We start from the raw sequence: 17,712 nt of genomic DNA on the forward strand, positions 1-17,712 counted from the left end.
GGCGGAACGGTTCAATCCTCCGGCAGCTTCGGCCATTTCTTGCGAAAGATTTTCTTTGCCTCGGCGCGCGGCATGCCGGCCATGCCCAGCAGCAGGATGACGGCTTCGTCGATGCTTGCGGAACTCAGGTGGCCGTCGCAAATGGCGCGGCAGATGCCGACGATGGCATCGGTGGTCAGCCGGTAGACCAGCTCGGCGTCTTCGAAGTGGAAGCGGCCAGCCGCGGCCGCCAGGCGAAGATCGTGCGTGGCGTAAGGGCCAAGCACGCGGAACATGGCGTCGGCGATGACCTCCGAGCGCCGCAGCAGCCAGTTCCAGCGCTGGTCGGTCGTGGCGATCTGGATGGTGGATCGCACACCGAAGGCATAGACGCTGGCCGGGTCGTCAAAACCCTTGGTAGCGACGCTGATGCGCCACGCCAGCCTTTCCATCACCCGCTCCATGACGGCCACGGCAAGCTCGTCCTTGGAGTCGAAGTAGTAGTAGACCGTGCCCGCGCTGACGTCGGCCATTTCGGCGATCTCCGACATCGTCGCGGCGTCGATGCCCTTGTCGGCGATGAGTTGGTACCCCGCTTCGATCAGCGCCTCGCGATTCTGCCGACGTTTTCTTTCACTGCGTGATTCCGTCTTGGGCGAGTCCGGCACGGTCATTGCTTTTCTTCCTTGGTGCGGTGGTGTGAAGTCCGTGACGCTTGCGCGTCGTCGCTTGCTTTCGCTATTTCCAGGCATACCCTAAGTTTAGAAAAAATTCTTGACTCACGTTCGAATTTGAATAGCATTCAAAAAATGAGTTGTATTCGATAAGTCCGGTTTTGCCGTCGCGACGACATTCGCGAAAGAGGGGCGGCACGCACCGTTCGAGAGCAGCAAGCACCAAAAGCAGGCCCATAAGAACCCGGAGACACGCTGGGAAAAACGCGGATCCACAAGGATCGCGAACACACAAGGGGAATGTGAAATGAGCATGATCCGTAAAGCGTTGTCAGGTGTTGCAGTGGCGGTATCGGTGGCAATCGGCTGTGCTTCCGCGCATGCGGCTGAGCTCGATCGTCTGCGTGGCGTAATCAAGGAAACGAAGGCGAAGAGGCCCTACCGCGTGGGCGTGACGCTGGTCCACTTCGTCGACGACTACTGGAAGGGCATCGCCTACGGCCTGACCCAGGAAGCGGCCCCGGCTGGCGTGCAAATCGTCCGGCTGATGGGCGCCGGCGGCTATGGCAAGGTGGCCGAGCAGATCGCCCAGCTCGAAAGCTTGTCCACCATCGACCTGGATGCTGTCATTCTGGGGGCGACCAACTACGACGGTTTCGACCGCGCGATCAAGCGCCTGACCGATAAGGGCGTCAAGGTAATTGCCGTCGGTGTGCCGGTCAACAGCAAGCTGGTGCAGGCTGGCGTCACCATCGACGAGGTAGAGGTGGGCGAGATGCTGGCCGACTATATCTGCCGCCAGAAGCCCAATGCCAAGGTCATCACCGTGCCAGGTCCCAACGGCCCCGCATGGAACAAGCTGCGCTTTGACGGCGTGCAAAAGCGCGCGAAGGAATGCCAAGGCATGACGCTGCTGGGCAATACCTTCCGGGGCGATACCAAGCTGGAGGATGGCTTGGCCCAAGCCTCAGACCTGCTGGTGAAGTATCCGGAGGCAGATTTCATCTATACCGCGGCCGCCAATCTGGGCATCGGCGCAGGCATGGCGGTCAAGCGCATGAAGAGCAAGGCCAAGGTCGCGACCGGCACGATTACCGACCGCACCGTGACGCTCATGCAGGAGGGGCAGGTAGCGGTCGTGGTTTCCGAGCAGCCGATCCTGATGGGCCGCTCGGCCATACAGGTGCTCACCCGTCTGTTGAACGGCGAGCCTTTGCCCGAGATGACCCCGGCCGGCGCCGTGCCTTACCCCGAGTTCCATGTTCCGCTGGTCGAGATGACGGCCAAGGATCTGGCGGGCTACGACTTGTCGAACTACGACCGGCCGCCGGCAAGCTGGCAGGTACCGTCTTTTCAGTAAGCGCGAGCGCGCTGTCCCGATTGGCAGGTGTCGCCTCGGCTGCAAGCCGGGGCACGGGGCGGCGCTCACCCTCCGGTCCTTGAGACGAGCGGAATCATGACTGAGTCGCACCAGAACGACGGCGCTGCCGGCACACCGGTATTGGAAGTGTCGGGGCTTTCCAAGGCCTTCGGCGCTACGCAGGCGCTGGCCGATGCCTCGCTGCGCGTACGCGCCGGCGAAGTGCACATCATGCTGGGCGAGAACGGCGCCGGGAAGTCGACGTTGGCGAAGATCGTGGCCGGCGTACACGTTGCCGACGGCGGCGAGATCCGGTTGTGCGGCAAGACCGTGGCGCCTCGCAGTACGAAGGAGGCCCGGGCCCAGGGCATCTCGATCATTTTCCAGGAGTTGTCGTTGGCGCCGCACTTGAGCGTCGTCGAGAATCTGTTCCTGGGTACCGAGGCCGGCAGCCATCCGTTCCGCCGGCTGGCGCGCGCCAAGGAACGCGAGCGCGCTCGCGCCATGTTGGAGGAGCTGTCGCTCGACCTGCCACTGGACGCACAGGTCGGCGCGCTGACCGTGGGCGAGAAGCAGATGCTGGAAATTGCGAAGGCCTTGCTGCAAGGCCCCCGGTTGCTGATCGCCGACGAGCCGACGTCGGCACTGAGCGAGCATGAGAAAGTGGCGTTCTTTGCCCTGGTGAGGCGGCTGCGGGCGCGCGGAACTGCCATCCTGTACGTCACCCACCACATGCGCGAGGTATTCGAGATCGGCGACACGGTCAGCACCATGCGCGATGGCCGCATTACCCGCACGGTCGGCGTGGACGATCGACTGGACGAACAGGCGCTGATCGAAATGCTGACCGGCCGGCAGTTGGGCGGAGAGTCCCGGCGCGGGCCCAAGTCTTCGCGCGATATCGTTTTGCAGGTTTCCGGCCTGCGTACCGCGGACGGCTGCGAGGGCGTCGACCTGACCGTGGCGCGTGGAGAAATCGTTGGCGTCTATGGCGTAGTGGGCAGCGGCCGTGAAGCCTTGGCCCGGGCGCTGGTGGGCATCTCGCCGCCCGTGGCGGGCGAGATGTCGTTCCAGGGCCGGCCTTATCGGCCGCGCGGGCCTTCGCAGGCACGCATGCTGGGCTTGGGCTATTTGGCGATGGACCGCAAGGAGCAAGGCATCTTGCCGCAGCGGTCGATTCGGGAGAATCTGTCTTTGTGCTCGCTGCGGCAGCATGCACGCCTCGGCCTGATCCGCGGCGACCGCGAAAGGCGCCAGGCACAGGAGGCGCTCAAGGCACTGCGCGTGCGCTTCGGCTCGGAAGAGCAGGCCATTACCAGCCTTAGCGGCGGCAACCAGCAGAAGGTGCTGATCGGCCGCGCGCTCGGGTGCGATCCGCAAGTTCTGGTGATGGAGGAGCCGACCGCGGGTATCGATATCGGCGCCAAGCACGACATCTACGAGAGTATCCAGGTCCGTGCCGACGCCGGCCAGTCCTTCCTGGTGTTGTCGAGCGACCTGACGGAAACGCTGACCCTGTGCGACCGGGTCTACACCATCTACCGCGGCCGCCTGACCGACGAAATCATCAACCCTTCGATGGCGGACGAAGACCGTGTCATTGCTGGCGTGCTGGGGCGCGCCGCTATGCCGGCTCCCGCCGCCCATGTGGAGTAACACCGTGACGACGAGCGAGATGAACGTGACCCAGGAGCTGAGCGGCCAGGCTGTCAAGCCCAGGAAGCGTTTCCAGAGCAAGGACTACATCCTGCCGGCCTTCATTGCCCTGCTGGCGACTGTGACGGGTATTGTCGAGCCACGCTTCTGGACGACTGAGAACCTCTTGAACCTGAGCCGGCAGACCGCGCCGTTGCTGATCCTGTCGGTCGGCCAGGCGCTGGCGGTCATCACCGGCGGCCTGGACCTTTCGCTGGCCGCCAATCTGGCGCTGTGCGGCGTGTATGGGGTGTTGGCCATGAACCAGTTCGGGCTGTTCGCCGGATTGCTGGTCATGCTTCTGACCGGCGCCGCGGTGGGCCTGGTCAATGGCTTGTTCGTGACGCGCTTTCGCGCCTCGCCGCTGATCGTGACGCTGGGCATGCTGTCGGTGTGCCAGGGCTTGGCGCTGATGGCTTCGTCCGGCCTGCCCATCTACGACATGCCGGATTCCTTCATCGAGCTGTTCGGCTACGGCGCGGTGGCTGGCATCCCGGTGCCGACGCTGGTTGCCGTGGCAACGCTGCTGCTGGGCATCCTGCTGCTTCGCTTCACCGTGGCCGGCCGCTATTTCTATGCAATCGGCTCCAGCGCCAGGGCGGCCTACGCCTCCGGCATCGACGTGCGCTTCTACACCGTGCTGGTCTATGTCATGAGCGGGCTGACCGCCGGCATAGCCGCCATCGTGCTGACAGCCTGGGTCAACTCCGCGCAGCCCATGGCGGGCGCCGGCCTGGAGCTGCACTCGGTAGCGGCCGTGGTGCTGGGCGGCATCGCGCTGACCGGCGGCAGCGGCTCAATGCTGCATGCGCTCTACGGCGCCGTGATCCTTTCCATGCTTTCCAACTCGTTGAACCTGATGGGCGTGTCTTCTTTCATGCAGACCCTCATGACCGGCCTGGTCATCCTGACCGCCGTGGTGCTCGACAAGACCCGCCGGAGCCAGCGCGGCGAATGAGCTGCGCATTGGCATCGGTCCTGACACAACCGTGCTATCGAACAGGAGTCATAGCAAATGGATGCAACCCTGACACTCCGGGAAGGAGCCTCGACGACCCCCGCCCATCAGGCCAGGAAAGGCTGCCTTCGCACAGGCAAGGAGTACGTTGAGTCGCTTCGCGACGGCCGCCGTGTCTGGACTGGCGGACAAGAAGTCGAGGACGTGACCGCGAACCCGGTACTGGGGCCGGGCATCTCGCTGCTGGCCGAAACGTTCGATGCGCAATTCGACCCGGCGTTGAGGGACGTGACCACTATCGTCGGCGACGATGGCACGCGCACCAGCCGTTCCTGGCAGCTGATCACCAAGCCCGAGGATTTCGTCGAGCGCCGCAAGCTGATCGAGTACACCACGCTGAAAACCGCAGGCAGCTTCGGTCGCCCGCCCGACCTGGCGCCGTTGATTGCGGTCGGCCTGTATGCACGCAAGCCCATTTTCGAGCATGCCAGCCAGGACGTGGACTTCTCGCGCAATATCGATACCTATCTGGAGTACGGCCGCAGGAACAACATTATTGCGGCCGAGGTGCTGGCTGACCCGCAGGCCGACCGCTCGGCGGGCTCCTCGGCATCCAAAGGCTTGTTGCGGGTAGTCGAGCGGCGCAAGGACGGCGTCATTTTGCGCGGCGCGAAATCCGTAGGTTCCATTGCCGCCCAGGCCGACGAAATCATTTTCTCGAACCTGACTCGCCCGGACTTTCCGCCAGAAGGGTGTGTCTGGGGCGCAATCCCCGTCGCGACCGAGGGCTTGAAACTGGTCTGCCGCGAGTCGGTCTCGCATCCCGGCGCCGACCCCTTCGATCATCCGCTCGCCAGCCGGGGCGAAGAATCCGACCAGCTCATCATCTTCGACAATGTGTTCGTGCCGAACGAGCGGTTGTTCAACGTCGGTGATCCGGAGCTGCTCAAGCTGTATGGGCCGGTAACGTTGTGGGTGCACTGGCATATCCTCAGCCGCCTGGCTGTCAAGGCCGATCTGTTCGTCGGCATCGGCCAGCTCGTGATGGACGTGCTGGGTACGGCCCAGATCCCGCAGGTGCGCGCCTATCTGGCCGAGCTCATCTGCTATGCGCAGACGCTCAAGGCGTTCGTGGTCGCCGCCGAGCGGCTCGCGCAGCCGTCCGAAAACGGCGTGCTGGCGCCGGACGTGAACATGCTGACTGCCGGCCGGCTGCATTCCATCGAGCACTACCCGCGCATCATCCATACCGTGCAGGAACTGTGCGGCCAGGGCCTGGTCATGCGCTTCCAGAAGGCCGATTTCGCCAACAGCGAGATCGGCCCGCTGCTCGACGAACTGCTGCCGGGCCGCAACATGAGCGCGCGCGACAAGAACCGGCTGATGAATTTCATCTGGGACCTGACGACCGACTCCCATGCCGGCCGCACGGAGCTGTTCGAGAACGTCAACGCTACGCCCGCCAACTTCCTGCGCGAGCGTCTCTACAGAGAATACCCGCGCGAGAACATCATGAGCGTCGCGCGGGACCTGGCCGGCATCTAGAGGAGGACACAGCGATGAATTTCTCTTCTTGCGTGGCCTATGTCGTCAAAAGCGGGATGGAGGAGTCGTTCCTGGCCGCCGTCACCGAACTGGCCAAGGCGACCCGGGCCGAGCCGGGCTGCCTGGCCTATCGCTTTCACCGCGATCCGGCAGATACGGCGCGCTTTTTCCTCTATGAGCTCTACGTGGACGAAGCGGCCTACCTGGCGCACCAGTCCACGCCGCATTTCGAGCAATGGGCCAAGAAGGCCATTCCACCCTGCCTGGACGAGCGGCGCATCGAGCGCTACGTGGCGCTGGACCTCTAGCCCCATAGGCGTGAAGGAGAACATCATGGAAGCGGCAGTCGTCGATAAAGAGTGTTTCCGCCGGGCCATGCGCGCCATGGCTTCATCCGTCACGGTGCTGGCTACCGACGGCATGGCAGGGCGGGCCGGCCTGACGGTATCCTCGCTCGTCTCGCTATCCATCGAACCGCCGTCCGTGCTGTGTTGCGTGCATCGGCAGAGCCAGGCACTGGGCGCGTTATTGGAGAACGGCGTTTTTAGTGCCAACATCCTGTCCGAGGGCCAGTCGCGCGTCGCCGACGTCTTCGCCGGGATGGTGCCGGAGTATCGCGACGATCGCTTCGGCGTCGCGGAATGGAGACGGGGCGTGACGGGGGCTCCCATGCTGCCTGGCACGTTGTGCAGCTTTGACTGCCGCCTTGCCCGTACCTTCGAGTTCGGCACGCATCACATTCTCGTGGGCGAAGTCCTCGCAATCGAGGTCGGCGCGGATCACCCGTTGATCTATGCCGACCGGACTTATCGCCGCTTGGCTTTGGCTTGAAGGGGATCCTTGCCATGGATATCGAGATCCAATCCGGCACTTTTGAATTGGGAGACTTCCCGGTGCAATCCGGCGAGATCCTGCCGGATGCGAAACTATGCTGGAAGAGCTTCGGGAGGCTTTCTTCCGCGCGGGACAATGTCATCGTCTATCCGACCAGCTTCGGCGCGCATGACAAGGACATCGAATGGATCATCGGCCCGGACAAGATCCTCGATCCGCGGCGATGGTTCATCGTGATCATGAACACGTTCGGCAATGGCTTGTCTTCGAGTCCGTCGAACAACAAGGGCTTTCCCAGCCTGGTGACGGGTGGGGACAACGTGCGCGCCCAGGCGCGCCTGCTCGAGGAAGTGTTCGGCGTCAGGCGCGTGGCATGTGTCTACGGATGGTCGATGGGCGCCCAGCAGGCCTATCACTGGGCTGCGCGGTTTCCCGGCCTGGTCGATAGCATCGTGGTCAATTGCGGCAGCGCCCGGACGGCGCCGCACAACCGGGTATTCCTGGAGGGGCTCAAAGCGCTGCTGGAAGCCGCGCCCGAATACCAGGGAAATGGACGCTTCAGCCAACGGCCGCAGGCCGCACTGCGCGCCTTCGGCAGCGTCTATGCCGGCTGGGCGCTGAGCCAGGAGTTCTATCGCCACGGCGACTATCGCACCATCCCCGGCATGGACAGCCTGCAGGACTATCTCGGCAAAGTATGGGTGCCGCGCTTTGCTGCCCGCCATGCCTCCGACCTCTACGCCCACCTGACGACCTGGTGGCACAGCGACATCAGCGCCGACGAGCGGTTTGGCGGCGATCTGTCCAAAGCCCTGGCCTCGATCGAGGCGCGGGTGTTGCTGCTGCCAGGGCGCTCGGACCTTTACTTCCGCGTGGCCGACAACGAAGCCGAGTTGATACACCTGCGCCGGGGCCTATTGTCCGTGATTCCGAGCGACTGGGGGCACCTGGCCGGCAACCCGGCGCAGAACCCGGCCGACGCGGCCTTCTTGCGCAAGACCGTGCGCGCTTGGCTCGACGCATGAACTTTCACCCTCTACATCCACCGATCCACGGAGAACCCCATGAGCGCTCTTGATTTGCTTGCGTTGTTCCGGCGCGAACTCGAACTATGCAAAGTTACCCAGGGTGAAACCCTGGCGGTGTTGAGCGGCCCGAACACGCGCCAGGATTACGTCGACGCCTTCCTTGCCGCGGGCCAGCAGCTTGGCGCGGAAGTCTTTAACCTGAACTTGCCGGCCCCGGTGAAATCCTTCGGTACGCCGACCACTGCGCTGGGCGCGGTCTGGGGGCGCTCGGCGCTGACGGGCCACCGCTCCGGCGTCGAGGTGCTGAAGAAGGCGGATATCCTGATCGACCTGATCGGCTTGTTGCATTCCCCCGAACAAGTCGAGATCCAGAAGGCCGGCACGCGCGTGCTGATGGTGGTCGAACCGCCGGAGATCCTCGAACGCCTGCTGGCCCGTCCGGACAGCCGGGCAAGATCCGAGGCGGCGGGCCGCCGGCTGGCGGCCGCCAAGACCCTGCGGTTTACCAACGAAGCCGGCACCGACATCACTTACGAGTTGGGCCAGTACAAGCCCATCGTGCAGTACGGCTTTACCGACGAGCCCGGCCGCTGGGACCATTTCCCGGGCGTGTTCGCCTACACCTGGCCGAACGAAGGCAGGAGCAACGGCAAAATCGTGCTGCGCGAAGGCGACATCATTTTTCCCTTCAAGGACTTCGTGCGCAGCGAAATCCACATTACCGTGAAGGATGGCTTCATCCAGAATATCGAGGGCGGGTTCGATGCCATGCACCTCAAGCATTTCTTCGAGGCATGGAACGACCCCGACGCCTATGCCATGGCGCACGTGGGCTGGGGCCTGGACGAAATGGCGCTGTGGAACGGCATCAGCTTGATCGACAAGGAATCAGCCATCGGGCAGGACGGCCGCGCCTTCTACGGCAACGTGCTGTGGTCCACCGGTCCCAATACCGACGTCGGCGGCACCCGCGATACGCCTGCCCACCTCGACATCGTGATGAAGGGTGCGAGCTTGTACCTGGACGGCGAGCCCATGGTGCTGAATGGCGATGTGATTCCGGACGACATGCGGGTCAAGCGTCCATGAGCGCGCAGGAGAAGTCGACGGGCCCGGCCCAGCAGGCGCTGAGCCGGGCGCTTGCATGCATCGCCGGGCAAGAGTCGCGGGTGGGGGCATGGCAGTGGCTGGATGAAGGCGCGGCGCGGCGCATGGCGCGGGAAATCGACGACGTCCGGGCCGGCCGGCCGCTGCACGGCATGCTCATTGGCGTGAAGGACATCATCGATACGCACGATATGCCGACCGGCTTGGGTTTTGCGCCGTACGCCGGCCGCCAGCCCGCCTGGGACGCCGGCTGCGTGGCCGCTTGCCGGGATGCCGGGGCGCTGGTTCTGGGCAAGACGGTGAGTACCGAATTCGCCTATTTCGCCGCGGGCAAGACTCGCAATCCGCATGATTTGGAGGCCACGCCCGGCGGCTCGTCCAGCGGTTCAGCTGCGGCAGTCGCCGCCGGCATGGTGGAGGCGGCCTTCGGGAGCCAGACGGCCGGTTCCCTGATCCGTCCGGCCGCCTATTGCGGCGTGGTCGGCTACAAAGGCAGCCACGACGCCTTCGGCCTCTCGGGCATACGCCCCCTGGCCCAGTCCTTCGATAGCCTGGGCATCATGGCTCGCGAGGTCGAGCCGATCGCGCGCATCCGCCAGGTCTTGAATGGCGAAGCCGTCCTGCCCTTGGTGGTGCCCATGCGTGCGCCCCGCCTGGGATTGTGCCGCACGCGCCAATGGGGGCTCCTGGAACCGGCGGCCCGCCAGGCCGTGGAAGACGCCGCCAAGGCGCTTGCCGCCGGCGGCGCCAACGTCGAGGCCGTCCAATTGCCGGAAAGCTTCGAGGAGGCGTTCGATTGCCACGGCCTGGTCATGGCCTATGAAGTGGCGCGCAACTACGCTTTTGAATACAGCCATTACGCCGACCGCTTGAGCGCGGCGTTCAAGGGCCTGTGCGAGAAGGGCCAGGCAGTCTCCCATGCCAGTTACCGCGCGGCCAAGGAAACGCTGGGACGCTTGAAAGCGGAACTCGGCATGCACCTGGCCGGCTTCGATGCCTGGGTAGCCCCCGCCGCGCTGGGCGAAGCGCCGCTGGCCGTCGAAGGCACCGGCAGCCCGCTGATGTGCATTCTCTGGACCGCGCTGGGCGCTCCCTGCCTGGCCTTGCCCGTCGGAAAGGGGCCCCGCGGTTTGCCGCTGGGCGTACAGCTGGTCGCAGCGCCGGGGGCGGATGCCAGTCTGCTCGCCGTGGGCGCGTGGGCCCAGGCCAGGCTACGGCCAGCCTGAAAAGCCAGACCATGCGAGCCCTTTCAATAGGGTGAAACAAACGCATCGTTAGGTCTCGGTGACTTCCCTTAGGGGGTCACCAACGCCCAAAAATACATATAGTATGTTTGTTAGAGTGATCCGGCGCCGGCACGGCATGCCGGGCGCCTCGCTTCGTTGGCCGTAGAGCCAGTGGAGGTTCACCGGTGTATCGCCGGGAGCTTCCAGACAGATGAGGAGACAAACATGAAACGCATTCTTTCCCCCACCCGGGTTGCGCTCGCCGCCACCTTGGGCGTGGCGGGTATCGGGTTCCTGGCCGGGGCTCGGGCGGGAGAGGTCTATCCGTCGCGGCCGGTCAAGATCGTCGTGCCCTATACGCCCGGCACCAGTCCCGATACGTTCTCCCGCCTGTTGTCGGAGAAGCTTGCCGCCAGGCTGGGGCAGAGCGTGGTGGTGGAGAACAAGCCGGGAGCTTCGGCTGCGATCGGTACCGCCTACGTGGCCAAGGCTGCGCCGGACGGCTACACGATCATGATGTCTCTGAACACCCACGTCGTGACGCCGGCCTCGCGCAAGACCCCCTACGATCCGATCAAGGATTTCGCCCCCATCGGCCAGATCGCTTCCGGCCAGCTGGCCGTCCTGACCCATCCGGCGATACCCGCGAAGACGTTCCCGGAGTTCGTCGCCTACCTGAAGAAAATGGGCGAGGACGCCAGCTACAGCTCGCCAGGCCTGGGTTCGACGACCCATCTGTTCACGTTGGTCTTGCAAGATATGCTGGGCACCAAGATGCGGCATATCCCGGCCAACGGGATGGGTCCGGCGGCGATGGACGTGATGCAGAACAGTTCGACCATGCTCATCGGCTCGGTGGAGGCGTCGCGGGCCAACATCGCCTCGGGCAAGCTCAAGGTGCTGGCGCAGACCGGGCGCATGCGGTCCCGCCTGCTGCCCGACGTGCCCAGCGTGGCCGAGTCGGGATACCCGGACTACGACCTGACCATCTGGGTAGGCATGTACGCGCCGGCGGGCACGCCGCGGTCGATCGTCCAGCGACTGCACGACGAAGTCGGCGCCATCATGGACACGCCCCAGATGCGCGAGACGGTGCTCGAAAAGGGGTATGACGTGGTACTGACGTCTCCAGAAGCCTTCGGGGAGTTGAACCGGAGGGAGTTCGCCCGTTGGAAGGACGTGGTGGCGCGCCACGGACTGCAGAACGAATAACATCTGTTACGAACTTGCGAAGCCTTGGCCGGCGCGCGTCCTGGCGTGCCGGCCGGAGGCCGTTTTTCCTGTCCCTATTGCCTTATGCGGCCTGCGGCCTTAATTTCAGGCTATGGGCCGGCAGGCCCGCGTCAGGACAAGGACCATGATCTATCGCAAGTCCTCCAATGCCATGTGGATCGATGCGGTCAAGCTGCTGGAGCAGGCCGACGACCTGCATCGCCAGTTCTTCCGGCTCAGCCACGGCGGCCCGCAGGGGCCCACCTGGGAGCCCCCCGTCGATATCTTCGAGACTGGCCGGGCGTTGTCCGTCCTGGTCGCGCTGCCCGGCGTATCGCCTGACCAGGTCCAGGTCCTGATCGAGGGTGCCACGCTTTCGGTGGTCGGCGAGCGGGTCTTGCCGGCGCCGGCCGAATCGCACATTCGCCGGATAGAAATCCCCTACGGACGCTTTGAGCGGCGCATCGCGCTGCCGCCGGGCACCTTCGAGATACGCGAGTCCAGGATGGTGGACGGCTGCCTCCTGCTGACCTTGCTCAAGCTGGGATAGACCACCGGGACAGGTAAGAAGCCATGGAAAACGAATTTCGAGACCAGCAGTCCGCCCCGGAAACACCTAATTCCCAGGAGGGCGCCAAGCCGGGCGGCCAGGCCGCAGGCGCCGTGACAGCGCTCCCCAGCGACGCCCTGACGCTCATCCCGGTACGCAACCTCGTGCTGTTCCCGGGGCTGGTGGCGCCCATTTCGGTCGGCCGCGACAGCTCCGTACGCGCCGCGCAGGAGGCGGCCCGCGCCAATCGCCAGGTCGGCATCGTGCTGCAGCGCAATCCCGAGGTGGACGATCCCCAGGGCGCAGACCTGCACGCCATGGGCACGGTGTCCAATATCCTGCGCTATGTGACCGCGCCCGACGGCACCCACCATGTGATCTGCCAGGGCGTGCAGCGCTTCCGCATCGTGGAGATGCTCGAAGGCTATCCCTTCATGGTGGCCAGAGTGCAGCGCTTCCAGGATCCCGAGGTGATGACCTCGGAGATCGAGGCGCGCCTGATCCAGCTCAAGATGCGCTCGCAGGAAATCCTGCAGTTGCTGCCCCAGGCGCCGGCCGAGCTTGCCGCGTCGATCCAGAACATGACCTCGGCGCCGCTGCTGGCCGATTTTCTTGCCGGGATGATGGAAATCAAGCCGGAAGAAAAGCAGGAAGTCCTGGATACCGTCGACGTCATTGCCCGGGCCGACAAGGTCCTCACGCACATGGCGCACCAGATCGAGGTGCTGCGCATCAGCCGCGACATCGACCAGCAGACCAAGGCGCGCTTCGAGGACCGCCAGCGGGAAGTGATGCTGCGCGAGCAACTGAAAACCATCCAGCAGCAGCTGGGTGAAACCGAGGGCAATAGCGCGGAACTGGCAGAGCTGGCCGAGCGGATAACCCAGGCCAGGATGCCGGAAGAGGCGGAGAAGCAGGCGCGCAAAGAGCTCAAGCGGCTGGAAAGCATTCCCGAGGCGTCGGCCGAATATTCCATGATCCGTACCTACCTGGACTGGTTGATCGAGCTGCCGTGGTCGGTGTCCACCGAGGACCGCATCGACATCGCCGAGGCACGCCGTATCCTGGACCAGGACCACTTCGGCCTGGACAAGATCAAGCGCCGTATTCTCGAGTACCTGGCCGTGCGCAAGCTCAATCCCGGCGGCAAGAGTCCCGTGCTGTGCTTTGCCGGCCCGCCGGGCGTGGGCAAGACCTCGCTCGGCCAGAGTATCGCCAAGGCCACAGGCCGCAAGTTCGTGCGCCTGAGCCTGGGCGGCGTGCACGACGAGGCCGAAATCCGAGGGCACCGGCGCACCTATATCGGCGCCTTGCCCGGGAACGTCATCCAGGCCATCCACAAGGCCGGTTCCAACAACTGCGTGATGATGCTGGACGAAGTGGACAAGCTGGGGGCCAGCGTGCAGGGAGACCCGGCCGCGGCGCTCTTGGAAGTGCTCGATCCCGAGCAGCACGATACCTTCCGCGACAATTATCTGGGCGTGCCGTTCGACCTGTCCAAGGTCTTGTTCATCGCGACGGCCAACGTGCTCGATTCCATTCCCGGACCCTTGCGCGACCGGATGGAAGTCATTTCGCTGCCGGGCTATACCGAGGAAGAAAAAGCGCAGATCGCGCGCCGGTATCTGGTCCCCCGGCAGTTGGAGGCCAATGGCTTGCGTCCGGAACAGTGCGAAATCACCGATGCCGCCATCCACGAAGTGATCAATGGCTATACCCGCGAGGCCGGCGTGCGCAATCTCGAGCGCGAGATAGGCAGCGCTTTCAGGCATGCGGCCATGAGCATCGCCGAGGGCACGGCACAGCAGGTGCGTATCGACGTGGGCGACCTGCACAGTGTGCTGGGTGCGCGGCGGTTCGAGAGCGAGATCGCGATGCGCACCGGCCTGCCGGGCGTGGCCACGGGGCTGGCCTGGACGCCGGTGGGCGGCGATATTCTTTTCATCGAAGCCAGCAAGACGCCGGGCAGCGGCAAGCTGATACTGACGGGGCAGTTGGGCGAGGTAATGCGCGAGAGCGTTCAGGCCGCGCTGACCTTGCTGAAGGCGAGAGCGGTTTCCCTGAACGTCGATCCCGCGCTGTTCGAGCGCAATGACATCCATGTCCATGTGCCCGCCGGTGCGATACCCAAGGATGGCCCGAGTGCGGGCGTGGCCATGTTCATCGCGCTGACCTCGCTCATGACCGACACCCCGGTACCGGCCGACCGCGCCATGACCGGCGAGATCAGCCTGCGCGGGTTGGTGCTGCCGGTGGGCGGCATCAAGGAGAAAGTGCTGGCGGCGTTGCGCGCGGGTATCAATACGGTGTTGCTGCCGGCACGCAATCGCAAGGACGTCGACGATATCCCCGAAGAGTCGCGCAAGCAGCTGCAGTTCGTATTCCTCGACACCGTCGAAGATGCAATCAAGGCGGTCGCGCCGGCGGATGCCGCTCCCCAGGTGGTCGAAGCGGCAGGCTAGCCCGCGGCGTATGATCGTCTCCTTTGCTGCGGGCGGTTTCCCTGGGAGTTCCATGCGTTCGAGTGCACGGCTTGCGAATATCGATTTCCATGCCTCTTCGGCCGAGGTCGCGCGCCTGCTGATAGGCGTGACGCTGCTGGTGGATGGCGTAGGCGGGCGCATCGTGGAAACCGAGGCCTACGACCGCGAAGATCCGGCATCGCATAGTTTCTCGGGGCCGACGGCGCGCAACGCCTCCATGTTCGGCACGCCCGGCCGGGCATATGTCTATCGGTCTTACGGCATACATTGGTGTCTGAATCTGGTCTGCCGGGAATCCGGGCACGGCGCGGGAGTGCTGATACGCGCGCTGGAGCCCACGCACGGCCTGGACCGGATGCGGGCGCGCCGACGAGTGGACGATCTGAAACTGCTGTGCTCCGGGCCCGGGCGCGTCGGCCAGGCCTTGGGCATCGACGCCAGCCTCGACGGCCTTGCGCTGGACCGGGCGCCGTTCGCGCTGGAGCCGAGGAGGGACGAGCCGCCTATCGTGACGGGGCCCAGAATCGGGATATCCAAGGCACGGGACGTGCCATGGCGTTTCGGCTGGGCCGGCTCCCGCTTCCTGAGCAGGCCGTTTCCTGCTGCTCGAAGGGAATAAGCGTTTGGACCGGTCGTGCGCGAATGGGAGCACGTATCGGCCGCGCGCCGCTCAGGCGCCGCCGTCGGCCCGCATGGGCAACCCCAGCTTGCGCATCAGTGTCTTGGCATTGCGCGGCGCTTCGACCTTGGCGTCGTTGTCGAAATAGCAGAACACGTCGCGGCCCGGACTGCGTGCGGCCTTGGCGCCGATGCGGTGGGCGTCGCGTGGCTCGCTGCCGCGGTTCCAGGCCGCGATACGCTTGCCCCAACGATCGAGCGCGGCGTCGGTATAGCCGCTGACGTACAGTTCCTTGTCGCCATGCAGCCGGATGTAGACGAAGTCTGCCGTGACGTCTTCCTTGTAGGGCCATTTGCCGGCCGTGTCGGCCACCACCAGCGCGACGCGATGGTGGCGCAGCATCTGGACGAAGGCGGGGTCGACGAAACTTTCGTGCCGGACTTCTATCGCATGGCGCATCGGCATGCCAGGCAGCGCGGCCAGGCTGGAACGGTCCCGCATGCGGTCTTCGTGGCGCGCCGCCATGGCGCGGGCCTGGTCGGTGTCGCGCGGCAGGGCGCGGAAAAACGGTTCAAAGCGCTCCGGATCGAAGCGCAAGGTGGGCGGGAATTGCCACAGGATCGGTCCCAGCTTTTCTTTCAGTTCGAAGATGCCGGATGCCAGGAAGTTGGCCAACGGACGATCGATTTCCTTGAGCCTCAGGATATGGGTCAGGTAGCGCGGGCCCTTGATGCTGAACAGGAATCCGCGCGGCGTGGCGGCGTACCAGTCGGCGTAGCGTTCCGGCCTTTGCAGTGAATAGAAAGACCCGTTGAGCTCGATGGTGGAGAATTCCCGCGATGCGTAGGCCAGCTCCAGGCGCTGGGGCAGCGCGTCCGGATAGAACACGCCCCGCCAGGGGGCATAGCGCCAGCCGGAGATGCCTACGCGAATGTCGCTCATGGCATCATGATGCCGGGCCGGGCAGCGTGTCCGCGCCCGGGCCCAGCGCGCGCTGCATCAATACCGTGTCTACCCAGCGGCCGTGCTTGAACCCGACGCTGCGAAGCACGCCCACCATCTCGAATCCCATCCTCTTGTGCAGGGCGATCGAGGCCGTATTGCCGCTGTCGCCGATCACCGCCACCATCTGGCGCCACGGCCCGGCCTCGCAGCGGGCGATCAACGCTTCCATCAGCGCGACGCCGATGCCGCGGCCGCTCGCGCCCTCGGCGACGTAGACCGAGTTCTCTATGGTGTGCCGGTAGGCGGGGCGTGCGCGGTAAGAGCCGGCATAGCTATAGCCAAGGATGACGCCGTTCTGTTCCGCGACGAGGTAGGGCAGGCCCAAGCCGAGCACCGTCGCACGCCGGGTGCGCATTTCTTCCAGGGACGGCGGGACTTCTTCGAAACTGGCGACGCCATGCAGGACATGAAAGGCGTAGATGGCCTGGATGGCCGACATATCGGCGTCAGTCGCGTCGCGGATGGCAAGTGTCGATGGCGAGCAAGCCAGGGCGGGAGAACTGGGCATGGCAATGAACTCCAAGGCCTCGGCCATTGCCGGGCATGGCGTTACTTTACCTAAGAACGCCACGGCCCGCGCCGGATGCGCCGAGGTCTTGGCGTTTCGGCCGGGTGCGCGCGGCGCCCGTCATGCCGGAACAAAAACCGTCCCGTGCGAGCACGGGACGGTGGTGCCGGGATCAGCCCTGGACGGCGTACAGGTAAAGCTCGGTGCGGCGGTTGGCGGCGCGGCCTTCCACCGTGTTGTTGTCGGCAATGGGGTCGTTCGGACCGCGGCCTTCGGTGCTGAGCCGGTTGGGGGAAACGCCCTTGCTGATCAGGTAGTTGGTGACTGCCAGCGCGCGATTCTGCGACAGGGTCTGGTTGAGCGACAGCTGGCCGGTATTGTCGGTGTGGCCGACCGCCTTGGCGCGCAGTTCGGGATGTTCATTCAGCGTCTTGGCTACGCTGTCGAGCACGGGCAGCAGGGCTGGCTTGAGCGCATAGCTGCCGGTATCGAAGGAAACATTGCTAGGCACGTTGACCTTGAGCGAGCCATCCGGCTGTTCCGTCATGTCGATGCCGAGGTTCTTGGAACCCGATTGCTCGACGTTCTGCTTGACCGTCTTCCAGTTGTAGCCGACCAGTCCGCCGGCGACTGCACCGAGACCTGCGCCGATGGCTGCTCCCCGGGAGTTACCCAGCAGTGCTCCCAGGCCGGCCCCGAGCGCGGCCCCACCGCCAGCGCCGATGGCCGTGTTGGTGTGCTGCTGGTTGGCGCAGCCGGCGACGAACGCACCGAGCGCGGCGACCAGCGCAAGTTTGGAGAGAGTCTTGGTTTTCATGTTGAGCTCCTGGTGTGGACTGGGCATAAGGCGTCGTTACGTATTGACTGCGCTTAAGCCTGGCAGATGTTAGCGTCTACCCCAGGAGGGGAATCGAAACATTTTGTACGTT

Annotated in this window: 17 protein-coding genes; 13 read left to right on the forward strand and 4 right to left on the reverse strand. The window is 64.6% G+C overall.

Features of this window, described 5'->3' with window-relative positions:
• Positions 1-11 precede the first annotated feature (11 nt).
• Positions 12-653, reverse strand: coding sequence for a TetR/AcrR family transcriptional regulator (locus QHC78_RS18290; protein WP_319747111.1), 642 nt, complete (start codon positions 651-653; stop codon positions 12-14).
• 307 nt (positions 654-960) lie between these two features.
• Here QHC78_RS18290 and QHC78_RS18295 point away from each other — a divergent pair, with 307 nt between their 5' ends.
• The 13 genes from QHC78_RS18295 (at position 961) to QHC78_RS18355 (ending at position 15,270) form a co-directional block, all read left to right on the forward strand.
• Positions 961-2,013, forward strand: a complete 1,053-nt coding sequence (locus tag QHC78_RS18295; protein ID WP_319747113.1) for a substrate-binding domain-containing protein — start codon at positions 961-963, stop codon at positions 2,011-2,013.
• 96 nt (positions 2,014-2,109) lie between these two features.
• Positions 2,110-3,669 carry a sugar ABC transporter ATP-binding protein gene (locus QHC78_RS18300; RefSeq protein WP_319747115.1) on the forward strand — a complete coding sequence of 520 codons (1,560 nt, stop codon included), beginning with the start codon at positions 2,110-2,112 and terminating at the stop codon, positions 3,667-3,669.
• Between the two features lie 4 nt (positions 3,670-3,673).
• Positions 3,674-4,666, forward strand: coding sequence for an ABC transporter permease (locus QHC78_RS18305; protein ID WP_319747117.1), 993 nt, complete (start codon positions 3,674-3,676; stop codon positions 4,664-4,666).
• 57 nt (positions 4,667-4,723) lie between these two features.
• Complete coding sequence (locus QHC78_RS18310; protein ID WP_319747119.1) at positions 4,724-6,211, forward strand: 4-hydroxyphenylacetate 3-hydroxylase N-terminal domain-containing protein; 1,488 nt, start codon at positions 4,724-4,726, stop codon at positions 6,209-6,211.
• 14 nt (positions 6,212-6,225) lie between these two features.
• Entirely contained in the window at positions 6,226-6,519 is a 294-nt protein-coding gene (locus QHC78_RS18315; protein WP_319747122.1) for a putative quinol monooxygenase, read from the forward strand.
• Between the two features lie 25 nt (positions 6,520-6,544).
• A complete protein-coding gene (locus QHC78_RS18320) occupies positions 6,545-7,042 on the forward strand; it encodes a flavin reductase family protein (RefSeq protein ID WP_319747124.1) in 498 nt (165 codons plus the stop codon).
• 14 nt (positions 7,043-7,056) lie between these two features.
• Positions 7,057-8,070 (forward strand): alpha/beta fold hydrolase, encoded by a 1,014-nt coding sequence (locus QHC78_RS18325; protein ID WP_319747126.1) that lies wholly within the window; start codon positions 7,057-7,059, stop codon positions 8,068-8,070.
• A 39-nt stretch (positions 8,071-8,109) separates the two neighbouring features.
• Positions 8,110-9,162, forward strand: a complete 1,053-nt coding sequence (locus QHC78_RS18330) for a 2,5-dihydroxypyridine 5,6-dioxygenase NicX family protein (RefSeq protein WP_319747128.1) — start codon at positions 8,110-8,112, stop codon at positions 9,160-9,162.
• On the forward strand, positions 9,159-10,406 hold the full coding sequence (locus QHC78_RS18335) for an amidase (protein ID WP_319747130.1): 1,248 nt from the start codon (positions 9,159-9,161) through the stop codon (positions 10,404-10,406). The genes QHC78_RS18330 and QHC78_RS18335 overlap by 4 nt, the downstream gene beginning before the upstream one ends.
• A 225-nt stretch (positions 10,407-10,631) precedes the next feature.
• Positions 10,632-11,618, forward strand: a complete 987-nt coding sequence (locus QHC78_RS18340; RefSeq protein ID WP_319747132.1) for a Bug family tripartite tricarboxylate transporter substrate binding protein — start codon at positions 10,632-10,634, stop codon at positions 11,616-11,618.
• 145 nt (positions 11,619-11,763) lie between these two features.
• Complete coding sequence (locus QHC78_RS18345; RefSeq protein ID WP_319747134.1) at positions 11,764-12,168, forward strand: Hsp20/alpha crystallin family protein; 405 nt, start codon at positions 11,764-11,766, stop codon at positions 12,166-12,168.
• A gap of 23 nt (positions 12,169-12,191) precedes the next feature.
• Positions 12,192-14,630 (forward strand): endopeptidase La, encoded by a 2,439-nt coding sequence (lon, locus tag QHC78_RS18350; protein WP_319747136.1) that lies wholly within the window; start codon positions 12,192-12,194, stop codon positions 14,628-14,630.
• A gap of 52 nt (positions 14,631-14,682) precedes the next feature.
• Positions 14,683-15,270 (forward strand): DNA-3-methyladenine glycosylase, encoded by a 588-nt coding sequence (locus tag QHC78_RS18355; protein WP_319747138.1) that lies wholly within the window; start codon positions 14,683-14,685, stop codon positions 15,268-15,270.
• A gap of 51 nt (positions 15,271-15,321) precedes the next feature.
• On the opposite strand, the gene QHC78_RS18360 is transcribed toward QHC78_RS18355, so the two are convergent.
• The 3 genes from QHC78_RS18360 to QHC78_RS18370 all read right to left on the reverse strand — a co-directional run bounded on the left by QHC78_RS18360 (position 15,322) and on the right by QHC78_RS18370 (position 17,600).
• On the reverse strand, positions 15,322-16,212 hold the full coding sequence (locus QHC78_RS18360; protein ID WP_319747140.1) for a DUF72 domain-containing protein: 891 nt from the start codon (positions 16,210-16,212) through the stop codon (positions 15,322-15,324).
• 4 nt (positions 16,213-16,216) lie between these two features.
• Positions 16,217-16,783 carry a GNAT family N-acetyltransferase gene (locus QHC78_RS18365; protein WP_319747142.1) on the reverse strand — a complete coding sequence of 189 codons (567 nt, stop codon included), beginning with the start codon at positions 16,781-16,783 and terminating at the stop codon, positions 16,217-16,219.
• Between the two features lie 172 nt (positions 16,784-16,955).
• Positions 16,956-17,600: a YiaD family glycine zipper/OmpA-like lipoprotein gene (locus QHC78_RS18370; protein ID WP_319747144.1), complete on the reverse strand. Its 645-nt coding sequence runs from the start codon at positions 17,598-17,600 to the stop codon at positions 16,956-16,958.
• Positions 17,601-17,712 lie beyond the last annotated feature (112 nt).

It is taken from the genome of Pigmentiphaga sp. (assembly GCF_033795525.1).
Lineage (GTDB): Bacteria > Pseudomonadota > Gammaproteobacteria > Burkholderiales > Burkholderiaceae_B > Pigmentiphaga.

What these genes read in the sequence shown, in the direction of transcription:
- QHC78_RS18290 (WP_319747111.1), bottom strand. Translation starts at nt 653, where the DNA reads ATGACCGTGCCGGACTCGCCCAAGACGGAATCACGCAGTGAAAGAAAA.
- QHC78_RS18295 (WP_319747113.1), top strand. Translation starts at nt 961, where the DNA reads ATGAGCATGATCCGTAAAGCGTTGTCAGGTGTTGCAGTGGCGGTATCG.
- QHC78_RS18300 (WP_319747115.1), top strand. Translation starts at nt 2,110, where the DNA reads ATGACTGAGTCGCACCAGAACGACGGCGCTGCCGGCACACCGGTATTG.
- QHC78_RS18310 (WP_319747119.1), top strand. Translation starts at nt 4,724, where the DNA reads ATGGATGCAACCCTGACACTCCGGGAAGGAGCCTCGACGACCCCCGCC.
- QHC78_RS18315 (WP_319747122.1), top strand. Translation starts at nt 6,226, where the DNA reads ATGAATTTCTCTTCTTGCGTGGCCTATGTCGTCAAAAGCGGGATGGAG.
- QHC78_RS18320 (WP_319747124.1), top strand. Translation starts at nt 6,545, where the DNA reads ATGGAAGCGGCAGTCGTCGATAAAGAGTGTTTCCGCCGGGCCATGCGC.
- QHC78_RS18325 (WP_319747126.1), top strand. Translation starts at nt 7,057, where the DNA reads ATGGATATCGAGATCCAATCCGGCACTTTTGAATTGGGAGACTTCCCG.
- QHC78_RS18330 (WP_319747128.1), top strand. Translation starts at nt 8,110, where the DNA reads ATGAGCGCTCTTGATTTGCTTGCGTTGTTCCGGCGCGAACTCGAACTA.
- QHC78_RS18335 (WP_319747130.1), top strand. Translation starts at nt 9,159, where the DNA reads ATGAGCGCGCAGGAGAAGTCGACGGGCCCGGCCCAGCAGGCGCTGAGC.
- QHC78_RS18340 (WP_319747132.1), top strand. Translation starts at nt 10,632, where the DNA reads ATGAAACGCATTCTTTCCCCCACCCGGGTTGCGCTCGCCGCCACCTTG.
- QHC78_RS18345 (WP_319747134.1), top strand. Translation starts at nt 11,764, where the DNA reads ATGATCTATCGCAAGTCCTCCAATGCCATGTGGATCGATGCGGTCAAG.
- lon (WP_319747136.1), top strand. Translation starts at nt 12,192, where the DNA reads ATGGAAAACGAATTTCGAGACCAGCAGTCCGCCCCGGAAACACCTAAT.
- QHC78_RS18355 (WP_319747138.1), top strand. Translation starts at nt 14,683, where the DNA reads ATGCGTTCGAGTGCACGGCTTGCGAATATCGATTTCCATGCCTCTTCG.
- QHC78_RS18360 (WP_319747140.1), bottom strand. Translation starts at nt 16,212, where the DNA reads ATGAGCGACATTCGCGTAGGCATCTCCGGCTGGCGCTATGCCCCCTGG.
- QHC78_RS18365 (WP_319747142.1), bottom strand. Translation starts at nt 16,783, where the DNA reads ATGCCCAGTTCTCCCGCCCTGGCTTGCTCGCCATCGACACTTGCCATC.
- QHC78_RS18370 (WP_319747144.1), bottom strand. Translation starts at nt 17,600, where the DNA reads ATGAAAACCAAGACTCTCTCCAAACTTGCGCTGGTCGCCGCGCTCGGT.